Origin of the sequence: Achromobacter sp. SLBN-14 (assembly GCF_006715415.1) — a bacterium.
GTDB lineage: Bacteria > Pseudomonadota > Gammaproteobacteria > Burkholderiales > Burkholderiaceae_B > Achromobacter > Achromobacter mucicolens.
The window spans coordinates 2,004,061-2,016,289 of record NZ_VFNE01000001.1; the positions used below are offsets into that span (position 1 = coordinate 2,004,061).

Annotated in this window: 11 protein-coding genes and 1 pseudogene; 2 read left to right on the forward strand and 10 right to left on the reverse strand. The window is 65.0% G+C overall.

The genetic code is table 11. The features are described from left to right. Positions 1–57: 57 nt before the first annotated feature. The 5 genes and pseudogenes from FBY20_RS09140 to FBY20_RS09155 form a co-directional block, all read right to left on the reverse strand. A complete protein-coding gene (locus FBY20_RS09140) occupies positions 58–780 on the reverse strand; it encodes a DUF6708 domain-containing protein (protein WP_255452301.1) in 723 nt (240 codons plus the stop codon). A gap of 83 nt (positions 781–863) precedes the next feature. After that, on the reverse strand, positions 864–4,136 hold the full coding sequence (locus tag FBY20_RS09145) for a T6SS effector BTH_I2691 family protein (RefSeq protein ID WP_142051590.1): 3,273 nt from the start codon (positions 4,134–4,136) through the stop codon (positions 864–866). A 359-nt stretch (positions 4,137–4,495) separates the two neighbouring features. Further along, complete coding sequence (locus tag FBY20_RS09150; protein ID WP_056319250.1) at positions 4,496–4,678, reverse strand: hypothetical protein; 183 nt, start codon at positions 4,676–4,678, stop codon at positions 4,496–4,498. 65 nt (positions 4,679–4,743) lie between these two features. After that, positions 4,744–4,848, reverse strand: a pseudogene (locus tag FBY20_RS27760) (tripartite tricarboxylate transporter substrate binding protein); the annotation flags it as partial. A gap of 77 nt (positions 4,849–4,925) precedes the next feature. Continuing rightward, the gene (locus FBY20_RS09155; protein WP_142051593.1) at positions 4,926–5,828 is read right to left on the reverse strand and encodes an NAD(P)/FAD-dependent oxidoreductase; all 903 of its coding nucleotides are present in this window, start codon (positions 5,826–5,828) and stop codon (positions 4,926–4,928) included. Between the two features lie 121 nt (positions 5,829–5,949). Between FBY20_RS09155 and folB the strand changes: the two genes are divergently transcribed. Further along, positions 5,950–6,309, forward strand: coding sequence for a dihydroneopterin aldolase (folB, locus tag FBY20_RS09160; protein ID WP_013391106.1), 360 nt, complete (start codon positions 5,950–5,952; stop codon positions 6,307–6,309). 1 nt (position 6,310) lies between these two features. Then, a complete protein-coding gene (gene ttcA, locus FBY20_RS09165) occupies positions 6,311–7,279 on the forward strand; it encodes a tRNA 2-thiocytidine(32) synthetase TtcA (protein ID WP_056319255.1) in 969 nt (322 codons plus the stop codon). Positions 7,280–7,355: 76 nt separating this feature from the next. On the opposite strand, the gene FBY20_RS09170 is transcribed toward ttcA, so the two are convergent. The 5 genes from FBY20_RS09170 to apaG all read right to left on the reverse strand — a co-directional run bounded on the left by FBY20_RS09170 (position 7,356) and on the right by apaG (position 12,210). Continuing rightward, positions 7,356–8,312 carry a D-2-hydroxyacid dehydrogenase family protein gene (locus tag FBY20_RS09170; RefSeq protein ID WP_056319258.1) on the reverse strand — a complete coding sequence of 319 codons (957 nt, stop codon included), beginning with the start codon at positions 8,310–8,312 and terminating at the stop codon, positions 7,356–7,358. 67 nt (positions 8,313–8,379) lie between these two features. Next, positions 8,380–9,168: a DsbC family protein gene (locus FBY20_RS09175; protein ID WP_056319260.1), complete on the reverse strand. Its 789-nt coding sequence runs from the start codon at positions 9,166–9,168 to the stop codon at positions 8,380–8,382. Positions 9,169–9,321: 153 nt separating this feature from the next. Beyond that, positions 9,322–10,491: a UbiH/UbiF family hydroxylase gene (locus FBY20_RS09180; RefSeq protein WP_142051596.1), complete on the reverse strand. Its 1,170-nt coding sequence runs from the start codon at positions 10,489–10,491 to the stop codon at positions 9,322–9,324. Next, a complete protein-coding gene (locus tag FBY20_RS09185; protein ID WP_056319263.1) occupies positions 10,488–11,795 on the reverse strand; it encodes a murein transglycosylase A in 1,308 nt (435 codons plus the stop codon). Before FBY20_RS09185 ends, FBY20_RS09180 begins: the two co-directional genes overlap by 4 nt. A 40-nt stretch (positions 11,796–11,835) precedes the next feature. After that, positions 11,836–12,210 (reverse strand): Co2+/Mg2+ efflux protein ApaG, encoded by a 375-nt coding sequence (apaG, locus tag FBY20_RS09190; RefSeq protein WP_056319266.1) that lies wholly within the window; start codon positions 12,208–12,210, stop codon positions 11,836–11,838. Positions 12,211–12,229 lie beyond the last annotated feature (19 nt).

Genomic DNA, 12,229 nt, shown 5'->3' on the forward strand with positions numbered 1-12,229 from the left:
CGGGGTGGCGAGCGGGCCCTTCCGGCAAGCGAATCCAGTCCTAGGCCTCGACCGCCTTCACGGTGCAGTTCGTGATTCAAGATCCATATCCGCGGGCCACTGGACCTTCGGCGCCAGGCGCAAGGCGATGTTGTAGGGAGCGACGTCGTTGGCATCACGTGGTTCGGCGTGATCGGGATCGAGCCCTTTAATGCCGTTTTGCATGTAGGCGCACACGTATGCCCAGAAGTTGGAGGTGTTCGCAGAGTCGGTGTTCAATTGGAAGCGCGCCACGACGTTGTTCGTGCCGGGCGTCACCACCGCGATGGAGACACCTTCCTTGATGATGAGCCCGCCGCCAGGCGTCGCGCCACGGACTTTCCATTTTTCCGCGCGCAAGTTGTCCCAGTCGTAACTCGCTTTAGTTACGCATCCGCGGTCAAACGGGTTCCACCAGGTTGAATGGAAGTCATAGACGTAGGCTTTGCGGCGTAGACGGTTGAAGCGAAGCGGGAGATTGCGGGGTGGGGACACCTCGGAACGGTAGATAACACAAGCCACCCAGGCGTTGACGGTAAGTGTGCTTACATGCAGCAGAAAAATACCTGCGACTTCAAGCATGCCCCTCCCTGCCGCCGCACTTGCTGAAAAAATATCCCATACCGCGAAAAGTAGAAGCAGGACGCACATCAATCCGAGCAGTAGTGAAAGGAAAAAGCAGACACCCCGGATACTCGACGTATTTCGAGCGAACTCGACATATGTCTCATCCATATGCGTCGGTGCCTGCCATAGCAGCATGGGGGGCTCTTTGATAGGTGCATTAGGGCCAGGCAGATCGCGTTGCCAGCCGGCGCAGGATGGGTTCAGTTGAGGTCTTGCCATCAGAGGACCTCCGTAATTTCGATGGCAGCAAAGCCTAAGCTGTCGCTCTTATCCGGCCAGAATGCCACGACAAATGTTGCCGACTTGATCTTGTTGATGGGATCCAGCCAATATCGGCCGCTAAGAGTGGGCTGCGAAGATGTCGGTTTCGTCTCGCCGGCCAGTGTGTAATCGGGACTACCCAAGGCGGAAACCTGTGTGGTGTGCGTTGTATCGTTGACTTGTCCAGATGTCATGACGTGGGAAGACAAATTGGGAGCACGTTTGCCGTCTTGAGCAAGGCCATAGCGCTCGGTGGTGAGCGTGAAGCGGTAGCGTGACTGTTCGGCATCGAATCCCGGCAGGGTTGCGCCGTAAACGAGCATCTGAGATCTCTCAACTGGTCCGTGGTTCTTGAGTACTTCGATGTCTTCGCTGTAGAGTTCATCGGTCGATCTCGCTCGATATTCATAAGAAAAACGGAGGTCGACCTCCATGCCGAGCACCGCTGCATTGAGTGCAGCAATTGCGACGTCCAAGTCTTCCGGATCGCGCCAGCGGTTGTTCGCGCCTGTTCGGCCGAAGTAGCAGCGCTGAGCCCACTTTTCCATGGCGTCAGATTCGAGGCTTTTCGCAATTTTCGATATCGCGAAGGCGGCGAGTCCGATAACTATGCCGACACCCAACCCCCCTAACAGAGACAGGGATCGCACAGCTCCCCAAAAAATCACAAATGCCCCAGTAATTGACAAGCCACCGGAGAATATGTGGTAAGGGGTGACATTTGCGTCACCAGCTTTAGAAACGCGAGCGGCAGCACGAAAACTAGCACCAGCATCCGCAATCCCCGCCAAAGCCGAAATCGCTCCACCCACCATCACCATCTTCGAACTCAACCCGACAACGCGCGTGAGGACAGGAGTTTTCTCCACACCCCAGCGCAGCGCGAACCCCCGGGCAGCGTCCGCCGGAACCTTGATCGCCAGCCCGGCCGCCTCAACACTCGCTCCCATGAAGCCCAGCGCCACGCTGTAAAACGCCGCCACGGCCTCCGGATGCTTTGCCCCGACTTTCGCATCCAGGTCAGCTAACGTGCTTTTCAAGCTGTCCTGCAGAAAATACAGGCCGATGAAAGACAAGCCGCCATCCACGCTACCGACGGCCAGGCTCTTCAGGCTTGCAAAGGTGCTGCCGGCGACACGACGAGCCCCCGCCGCGCCAACTTGCAGGCCCTCGAGCACCGCGGCCGCAGCGGGTTCCAGATTCTTCAGGCCGGCGTTGACCTGGCGTAGCGCAAACTTGGCTTCTCTGTTGATCTCTTGCCCAAGCGCGCCAGCAGCCTGCCTGATGTCTTGCGCGCCCTCCTTGGCTTCGCGGCTGAAATCCAGGATGCGCTTCTTGACCTCTTCTGCAGTTCCATGCGCCCATAGCGTGACGTCGATGAGCACATTGCGGACATTGGCATTCGGGATGGTGATCAGACTGCCCAGCAACATCGCACGTGCCCGTTTGCCGGCGGCCTTTTGGGCGGAGTTGGCGTGCTCGCGAATCTCGCTCGACAGCAGCTCGAAGCACTCCCCCACGGTGAGCTGGATGGTGACCTGGGTGAACTTGGCCTTACCGTACAGCCAGGCGGCGCCGGACTGGAGGTTGTCTAAAGCCGCCCTGGCGCCGCTGCTCAGGGTGTTTTCGAGGCGATTACTCGCATCGTGAATGGCCGCCAACAACTGATCGGCAGATTCGACAACGAGCGTCCGGCGCCAATCGCTTCCCTCCTTGCTTGTGGCGACCATTTTTATCGCGTCATAGTATTTCTTGCCTGCCTCCGAGGGCATCGCGTTGGAGAACAAGGGTTCGAACGCCTGCTGCAAGTCGGTGTAATGCCCATTGAGCGCGATGTAGGCTGGACTACCTGCGTCGGACAGCAGGTCTTTCCATGCCTTGCTGCTAGGCCCCAACGCTTGCGGCGTGGGCTTTTCGCCTGGTTGGCTCTCGTCCGCCGGCGTTGTCTGCTGTGGCGGGGCATCCGTGATGCCGCCCGCGAGACAAGCCGCGGTGGTGCTCAGGCGGCATTGCTGCGAACGCGCATCGGCGTCCGCATAGTCCAAAGCCATGATCCGTCGCCAACTGGCGCCAGCCACCAGGTCGGCCCAGTCGGTTGCATAAGCGTCGATCTGCTTTTGAAAGCGGTCGTCTTCCTTGTCGTACGCATCCTGAAAAGTCTTTCGCCCTGCAGGGCCGGTTTCCCAGTAACGATCTTCTAGCCGGGCCATGCGACGCCCGGTCTCGCGATTGACCACGCCAGCACGTTGTTGCGCGGGGTCATGGAATACGGGCGGGACGCCGGATTCGCTGGACGTCCAGTAGTCGCTGGGTGGTGGCGCCGGCGGCTGTGCAGCCTCTACTTGCTGGGCGATGTAAGCTTTGATTCCGAGCAGGCACTGCGAGGTGAGGTAGGCATACCGCCGTGTTGGCGCTTCACGCCACCGCTGGCGCATCGTGTTGACAGAAAGACGCAGGCTGTTGAGCTCTGCGGCCATGCCCACCGGATCGGGCAGGATGAGTCCTGCCACCCCCTTCGCAAGCCCATGCTGCTTTTCGAGCATGCGCAATTGCGCCTGCATGGCTTCAAGGCGGGCATGACGGGGATGCCAGTCATGAACGCTACCGAAGTCGTGCGTGCCGATGGCGTACTCGGCGACATGCTGAGCAAGATCATCACCGTGCTCAAGGGCAAGCGCCTGGTCGCCACCTGTCGGATCCTGCTTGAGCGTGATCAGATTGATCGCCCTGAACCGCTGCCGATAATCAGCGGGCAGTGCCTTTCCATCAGCGTGCTTGCCGGTGCGGTAGGCATCGAGTGTCGCCTTGGGCCAAGGGTCCTGTGAAAACGCGATCCAGGCCTGCTTGTGCGCTGCGGTGTCGATGTTGATGAATGCCGAGCGCAGATCGTGTCCGGCGTCCAGGCAAGCTTTGGCTAGGGGCTCGGGCGCCGCCCGTGGCATGGAGAATGGATTGAACTGGCGCAGATAGCCTTCCGGGGTGACCTGATAGGCATGCCAGATTTCTTTGTCCAGCAGCACATAGACGTACCCCTGCCTCAGTACACGCAAAGCAGTCTGAATGGATTCGTTACTGAGTGCGCCATGTTGCTTGAGTCCGCCTGTGACCGGCATGATGGCAAGCCGTAGCGGCAGGATCGGTAAGCCGGTACGTTCACACGCGCTGCACGTGCCGGTGGGATTGGGCGCCGCCTGGCGCCGGGCCTGGGTCAGGGTCTTGCTGATGCTCATGTGTAGTTCGCGGCGGGAGGTAATGACGCAACGATGCGCTGCCACGCAAAGTCGTCGTAGTTGTCAAAAACGCGCACGGGTTGTCCTTGGTGCCAAGTGGCACTACCGCTTTTAGAAGCTGCCGATACTGCGTGTAAATCAAAGGAGTCTTATTAGTGAACCGAATTGATCTGGTGTTAGCAGATGCTTGAAACGATCCGATTTATCTGCCGCAGTATCCTGAGCGACAGCACGTGACTAACGCCGACAGCGCTAAAAGGTTGGGCGACGGCGGTCACGTCCAGGCACAGCGCGGCGGCCGATACGACGGCCAGGGTTGTGAAACGTAGCTTCTTTGCCTGGCGCCGGGCGCTCGACGTTTACGCGTAGCGCGGCACGCCCTCACCGTCCAGGACGATCGTGCGCGGCGCTTGCGTGAAGTGCAGCGGCGCGCCGGTGACGGTGCGCAGGAAGGCTTCGCTGACGCCCGCCTTCATGGCGTGCACCTGCAGGCCGATGGGCATGACGTCGATGACGGCGAGGTCGGGGTAGATGCGGGACACGTGCCGTCGCGGCTGCGGTGTTCCATGGTGACGAGCACCTGCTTGGCGCCGACGGTCAGGTCCATCGCGGCGCCGGCCCGATTCTCCACGATGACCTGCTGCCCCAGCCTGGCCGACAGCTTGTCGGCGATGAGGCGCGCCGAGATGTCGGTGGTGCCGCCGGGCGCGGCGCGGTCAAATGCCTATTCTGGAATCCGGAGGTGTGGGTTCGCCTGGGCTGAAGAGCGCATCGTGGCCCGCCGCCCGTTCACGCCCCCGCGCGCTCCCAGCGCCGCTGGATGGCCTTGGCGGCCACCACGCCGTCGGCCATCGAGGTCACCACGCACGGGTGCATGCGGTGCGCGACTTCGCCAATGGCGTAGATGTCCGGCACACTGGTCTCGGCGGTGGCGAAGTCGGTGCGGATGTAGCCGCGCTCGTCGCGCGCCAGGTGCAGCGTGTCGGCAAACGCGGCCTGCGGTTCCCAGCCGTAGAAGACCAGGATCAGGTCGTACTGGCGGCCGTCCACGCTGCGCGCGGCGGGATCGACCTGGTAGGGGCCGATGTGCACGCCTTCGGACCCGGCGCGCGTGACCCACTGCTGCTGGGCACGCACGCTGCGGGCATACAGATGAACCGTTCGCGCGCCGCGGTTGCGCACGTAGACGAAGTTTTCAAAGGCGTTGTCGCCCCCGCCCAGCACGGCGACCGACAAACCCGAATAGTCCTGCGCCACGATGGGCGAGCCGGGGCCGATCAGCACGCCCGGCCAGGACGCGCCCGGCGGATGGCCGGGCAGGCCCTTGGCGCGCACGCCCGAGGCGACGACCAGGGTGCGGGCGCGGGCCAGGGTCTCCGTGCCATCGGGACCAGAGAGCGCGGCCTCGATGCCGCCCTTGCACGGCCGCACGCCGGCGACGCGGGTTTCCAGCCGCAGGGGCACGTTGGCGGCGCGCACGCTGGCGTCGATATTGGCCGCGACCTGCTGGCCGGTGACGCCGGGCAGGACCGCGATCCAGTCGTCGGCAAACGGGTTGTCATTGCCCAGGCCGCCCAGGCGGGCGCTGGCCTCGACCAGCAACGGCGACAGGCCCAGGCGGGCCAGCCAGAGGGCGCAGGAGGCGCCGGCCGGGCCGCCGCCTACAATGACCGAATCGTGCATCTGTTGCATTTCACCCCTTATTGACTGCGCCGGCGCCTCGCGGGCGCCCGGACATGGCCGGATTGTAGCCAGCGCGTCACCCCATCCGCCGTCGCCTTACAATTCGGGCTATTCCACCCAGGTTTTCATCATGCCCACTCGCCGCATCATTCTTTCCGGGCTTGCGCTCGACGCCCGCATCGGCATCCTCGAGCACGAGCGCCGCGCCACCCAGCCCCTGCACGTCGATGCCGAATTCGACGTCGACATCCAGCGCTCGGTGGACGACCACGATATCCACAGCGTGCTGGACTACCGCCGGCTGCGCGAGGCCATCGTCGAGGAATGCACGCAGGCGCACGTGAACCTGATCGAAACCCTGTCCGAACAGGTCGCGGCGCGCCTGCTTGCCGACTTCCAGGAAATCCGCGCGCTGCGCCTGCGCATCAGCAAGCCCATGGCCTTCTCCGACTGCGCGGCGGTGGGCGTGGAAATCCAGATCACCCGCTGACATGAACGATATCGCTCCCCCCGGCGTGCAATTTCGCACGCCCGCCGACGAAAAAGCCCGGCACGAAGGCAACAAGCTGACCAAGCGGCTGGCGCGCGAGACCACGCGCGCCCTGTCCGACTACAACATGATCGAGGAAGGCGACCGCGTGATGGTCTGCCTGTCCGGCGGCAAGGACTCCTATGCCATGCTGGACATCCTGCTGCAGCTCCAGAAGCGCGCGCCGTTCAAGTTTGAACTGATCGCCGTGAACCTGGACCAGAAGCAGCCGGGCTTTCCCGATCACATCCTGCCGCAGTACCTGAAGGAACTGGGCGTTCCCTTCCACATCGAGACGCAGGATACGTATTCCATCGTCACGCGCGTGCTGGAAGAGGGCAAGACGATGTGCTCGCTCTGTTCGCGGCTGCGCCGCGGCATCCTGTACCGCGTCGCCTCGGAACTGGGCGCCACCAAGATCGCGCTGGGCCATCACCGCGACGACATCCTGGCCACGTTCTTCCTGAACCTGTTCTACGGCGGCAAGGCCAAGGGCATGCCGCCCAAGCTGGTGTCCGACGACGGCCGCCACACGGTGATCCGCCCGCTGGCCTACGTGGTCGAGTCCGACCTGATCGCCTACGCCGAGCTCAAGCAATTCCCCATCATTCCGTGCAATCTTTGCGGTTCGCAAGAGAACCTGAAGCGCAAGGAAGTGGGCCGCATGATCAAGGAATGGGACAAGCAGCACCCGGGCCGGTCGTGGAACGTCTTCAACGCGCTGTCGCGCGTCGTTCCCTCGCACCTGATGGACCGGGACCTGTTCGACTTCGTGGGCCTGAAGCCCACGGGCGTGCCGGACGCCAACGGCGACACGGCGTTCGATACGGTCGACCCCACGGAAGAGGCGGACGAAGCGTGCGGCGATACGCCGACGGCGTTGGAGCCGGGCGCGATCATCGAAAAAAAGGTGATGTTCTCGCGCGGGTGATGCGGCGCAGGACAAACAAACAAGGGGCTGCGATTGCAGCCCCTTGTTTTTGCAGCCTTGCGCTTGCGCTGCAGAATCAGGCGTTCAGCACGCGGATCGGCGCGCCCGCCGCCCAGGCCTTCACGGCTTGCAGGCAGTTCTGGTAGAACGCCTCGAAGTTTTCGCGGCTGACATAGCCCAGGTGCGGCGTGAGGATTACGTTGTCCAGGTCGCGCACGGTATCGGTGGGCGACAGGGGCTCCTCGGGGAAGACGTCCAGGCCGGCGCCGGCGATGCGGAATTTCACCAGGGCGTCCATCAGCGCTTCCTGGTCGACAAGACCCGCGCGCGACGTGTTCACGAGGTACGCGGTGGGCTTCATGGCGGCCAGCGCGGTGGCGTCCACGATGTGTCGGCTGCGATCGGACAGGATCAGATGCAGGCTGACCACGTCGGACGTGGAAAAGAGTTCGTGCTTGTCCACGCGCGTGACGCCGGCGGCCTGGGCGCGCTCATCGGTCAGGTTGGGGCTCCAGGCCACGACGTCCATGCCAAAGGCCAGTCCCACCTTGGCGACCGCGGCGCCCAGCTTGCCCAGGCCCACCACGCCCAGGCGCTTGCCGGCCAGCGGCTCGGGCATGCCGGTCTGCCACATGCCGCGGCGCATGGCGGCGTCTTCGGCGGGAAGGTGCTTGAAGAGCCCCAGGATGTGCGCCCACGCGAGTTCCGCAGTGGCGGTGTTGGCATCGGCGCTGCCGGGCGCGCCGGACACGACGATGCCCTGCTCGGCGCAGGCCTGCATGTCGATGGCGTTGTTGCGCATGCCGGTGGTGACCAGAAGCCGCAGCTTGGGCAGCGCGCGGATGCGTTCGGCGGGAAACGGCGTGCGTTCGCGCATGGCGACGATCACGTCGAAGGGCGCGAGCGCGGTTTCGACCTGGTCGTCGGGAATGAAGTTGTTGAAGATCTGCACCTCGGCGTCGCCGCCCAGCGAGGTCCAATCCGCATAGCGCCGGGCTACGTCGTGGTAATCGTCGAGAATTGCGATTTTCAAGTCTTGTCTCCGGGAGGGATGGCGCTTGCCGCGCCCCCCTTTCCCGGGCCGGCGCGACGCGCGCCGGTCAGTTCAAACGGGCCTTGAGCTGGTCCAGCGGCAGCGCGCCGCTGATGCGCGAGCCGTCGGCGAAGAACAGCGTCGGCGTGCCGCGCACCATCAGTTGCTGGCCAAGCGCCAGCAGCTTGTCTTCGGGCACGTCGCAGTTGGCGGTGGCCGGCGTCTTGCCGCGCAGCATCCAGTCGTCCCAGGTCTTGCCCTGGTCCTTGGCGCACCAGACGTTGCGCACCTTGACCTTGGAGTCGGGCGACAGGATGGGATAGAGGAAGGTGTAGACGGTCAGGTTGTCCACGTCTTCGAGCGTCTTGCGCAGCTGCTTGCAGTAACCGCAGTTGGGATCTTCAAAGATCGCGACCTTGCGCGAGCCATCGCCCTTGACCTGCTTGATCGCCAGATCCAGCGGCAGTTGGTCGAAGGTGACGGCGCTGAGCTTTTCCTGCGATTCGCGGGTGACGTCGCGGCGCGTGGCGGCGTCGATCAGCGGTCCTTCCATGACCCAGGTGACGCCTTCGTCGGTGTAGATCAGGTCCATGCCGAGCTGCACTTCGAACAGGCCATAGGGCGTACGGCGCACGGTCGTGACATTCATGCCCGAGAAACGCTGCTGAAAGCGCTCTTTGACGGCGGCCGACTGCGGATCGAGTTCGGTGGTGGAAACACTTTTCTCGCCTTTGGCCGCCTGACCCACGGACTGCGTGGAAACGGATTTGGCGCCCTGCGCTTGGGCCGTGGCGGACAAACCGATGCCCGCGGCGAGGAAACAGGCCGCCAACGTGGCGGGAATGCGGAATTTCATCGGTACTCCTGGTCTTGTCAGTCGTGTGTCTTGCCGGAAAGCGTAACCGATCCGGGAGGGACAGCCGCGGCAGGCGGCGGGTGTGCGTATCCGTATCAGACGGCCGCCGGCCGCCGCAGGTTCCGCCCGGCGCCGCCGCCGGGCCTGGCTGGCCTAGTTGGCGGACGCCCCCGCGATCAGGCGGCGCTTGATCAGCGGCGCGCGCTCGACCCAATGCATGCCGGCGTTGCGCAGCCAGACAAGCGGCGTCGCCTTCGATCCGAAGAGCTTGTGCAACCCGTCCGTGGCCAGCCGCATGGCCAGTACCGGCTCGGCGCGCGCCCGCTGGTAGCGGTGCAGCACGCGCAGGTCGCCGGCCTGGCGGTAGGGTTCACGCCCGGCGACGATGCGGGCCAGCGCCTCGACGTCGCCCAGCCCCAGGTTCAGGCCCTGCCCTGCCAGCGGGTGCAGGCGGTGCGCCGCGTCTCCGGCCAGTGCAATGCCGGGCGCGACCATCTGGGCGCGCTCCAGCGTCAGCGGAAAACCGTGCAGCTTGCTGCGGACCTTCAGGCGGCCAAGCCGCCCTTCGGCGGCCTCGGCCAGCAGGGCTTCCAGGCGGGCGGTTTGCACTTCCTGCGGCAGTTCCAGCAATTGCTGCGCCAATTCGCTGCGCATGGACCAGACCATGGACACCTGCGGACCGTCCGCGGTATCGGGCAGCGGCAGCAGCGCCAGCACGCCGTCGTCGCGAAACCATTGGAACGCGGTGCCCTGGTGCGGCAGTTCGGCGTCCAGATGCACGACGAGTCCGGTGTCGTTGTAGGACTGGGCTTCGTGCTTCAGCCCGGCAGCCTCGCGCAGCGGCGAGGCCGCGCCGTCGGCGCCGACGAAGAGCTCGGCCTGAATGCGTGCGCCGCTCTCAGTCTGGACCGCGCCATCCTGGTAGCCGGTGCAGCGGTCTTCCAGCCAGGAGATGCCGAACATGCGCACGGCCTGGATCAGGACGCGCTCGATCTCGCCGGATTCGACGATCCAGGCCAGCTGCGGCAGCGCCGCCTGCCAGGCGTTCAGGTTCACCTGGCCGTCCGCGTCGCCGTGGATCTCCATGGCCTGCACGGGCATCAGGCGGGACGCGGGCATGGCGTCCCACACGCCGATGTCGGCCAGAAAGCGCTGGCTGGCGGGCGAGATGGCGTAGACGCGCGGGTGATAGTGGTTGGGATCGGCCGGCGGCACGGCGGCGCGCGGCGCCAGCACGGCCACGCGCTGGCCGCGGCGGGCCAGCGCCAGGGCGGTGGACAGGCCGACGATGCCGGCCCCGCAAACTACGATCTGATGGCTCATCGTGCGGAGGGCTCCCCGGCCTGTTTGGGCCACAGCAGCCACATCTGGCCGCGTTGCTTCATGCGGCCGGCCTGCTGCCCGGCTTCTTCGCCGTAACCCCAGTAGAAGTCGGCGCGCGCCGCCCCGCGGATGGCGGTACCGGTGTCCTGCGCGAACACCAGGCGCTGCAGGGGCCGGTCCGACGCGGGATAGGTGGTGGACAGGAAGAGCGGCGTGCCCAGCGGCACGAAGGTCGCATCCACCGCCACCGAGCGCCGCGGCGCCAGCGGAATGGCGTAGGCGCCCTTGGGGCCTTGCTCGGGATCGATCACTGCCTCTTCGCGGAAGAACACCACCGCCGGGTTGGCGTTGAGCATTTCAGGCACGCGCTTGGGATTGCGCTGCGCCCACGCCCGGATGTTCTGCATCGACGCCTGGTCGGCGGTAAGTTCGCCGCGGTCGATCAGCCAGCGGCCGATGGACACGTAGGGCTGGCCGTTGTGGTCGGCGTAGGCGACGCGGATGGTCTTGCCGGCATCCGGGCCGTCCGTCAGCTGCACGCGGCCGGAGCCCTGGACCTGCAGGAAGAAGTTGTCCACGGGGTCGTCGACCCACACCACGACGGGCGGGCGGCGGCCGGAAGACGATTCGATGGCGGCGCGGGTGTCGTAGGGCACGACGCGCTTGCCGTCGAGCTTGCCGCGTACGCGCTTGCCGGCCAGGTCCGGGTAGACCGACCCCAGGTCGATCGTCAGCAGGTCGGCGGGCACCGCATACAGCGGCCACTGGTAGACGCCGCCCTGGCGGCGCGATCCGCGCACCAGCGGCTCGTAGTAACCCGTCACCGTGTTGGTGGCGGGCTTGCCGTCGGCGGCGTTCAAACGCCAGGGTTGCAGGTAGGTCTGCAGAAAGCGGCGCACGCCTTCGCCATCGCCCGCAGCGGGCGCGCGGGCCGGATCGATGGCAGCGGCGCAAACCGGCTGCCAGGCGCGCGGCGTGGCGCGCGCGGGCGCGGCCAGGTTGCCGCTGGTGGGCCGCATCAGGCCCTTGCAGTTGCGCAGGAAAAGGGGCCAGAACTGGTTCAGGTCGTCGGCGCTCCAACCGGGCAGCTCGGACCAGTTGGCCGGTTTGAGCTTGCCGGCCAGCGCGCGCGGCGGGGAATCGGGCAGCGAGGCCAGCGGCGGCACCACGAGCGGGCCGTCGGTCACCGCCGGAACGCGCGCGCCGGGGGTGGCGGGCTGGCCGGATTCAGGGGGGATATCCGAGGGGGTGGAACATGCCGCCAGAAGGACCGACAGCACGGACAGGCTAAGAATGCGCTTCATGAGCTAATGGAAAGACGTGCAACGGATGGCCGGACCATGCTCAGTGCAAGGTGCGCGGCATGGCCAGGACGAATTCGGAGATCGGCACTTCGAACGGGATGCCGTTCTCGCCGACGCAGTGGTAGATGCCGCGCATCGTGCCCACCGGCGTGGGCAGGGGACAGCCGCTGGTGTACTCGAAGGTCTCGCCCGGGGCCAGGAGGGGCTGCTGCCCCACGATGCCCAGGCCGCGCACTTCCTGCACGCGCTGGTTGCCGTCGGTGATGATCCAGTGGCGGCTGATCACCTGCGCGGGGTGTTCGCCGGTATTGGTGATGCGGACGGTGTAGGCAAACACGAATTGCTGTTCGCCGGGGTCGGACTGTTCGGGCACGAAGCGCGGAGAGACAGAGACGCTCAGGTCGTAAGGTTTCACAGTCCTTCCCTGTGTGGCT

Coding starts and splice junctions, on each gene's coding strand:
- FBY20_RS09185 (WP_056319263.1), bottom strand. CDS start 11,795: ATGAAGCGCATTCTTAGCCTGTCCGTGCTGTCGGTCCTTCTGGCGGCA.
- FBY20_RS09175 (WP_056319260.1), bottom strand. CDS start 9,168: ATGAAATTCCGCATTCCCGCCACGTTGGCGGCCTGTTTCCTCGCCGCG.
- ttcA (WP_056319255.1), top strand. CDS start 6,311: ATGAACGATATCGCTCCCCCCGGCGTGCAATTTCGCACGCCCGCCGAC.
- FBY20_RS09140 (WP_255452301.1), bottom strand. CDS start 780: ATGCTGCTATGGCAGGCACCGACGCATATGGATGAGACATATGTCGAG.
- FBY20_RS09155 (WP_142051593.1), bottom strand. CDS start 5,828: ATGCAACAGATGCACGATTCGGTCATTGTAGGCGGCGGCCCGGCCGGC.
- folB (WP_013391106.1), top strand. CDS start 5,950: ATGCCCACTCGCCGCATCATTCTTTCCGGGCTTGCGCTCGACGCCCGC.
- FBY20_RS09180 (WP_142051596.1), bottom strand. CDS start 10,491: ATGAGCCATCAGATCGTAGTTTGCGGGGCCGGCATCGTCGGCCTGTCC.
- FBY20_RS09145 (WP_142051590.1), bottom strand. CDS start 4,136: ATGAGCATCAGCAAGACCCTGACCCAGGCCCGGCGCCAGGCGGCGCCC.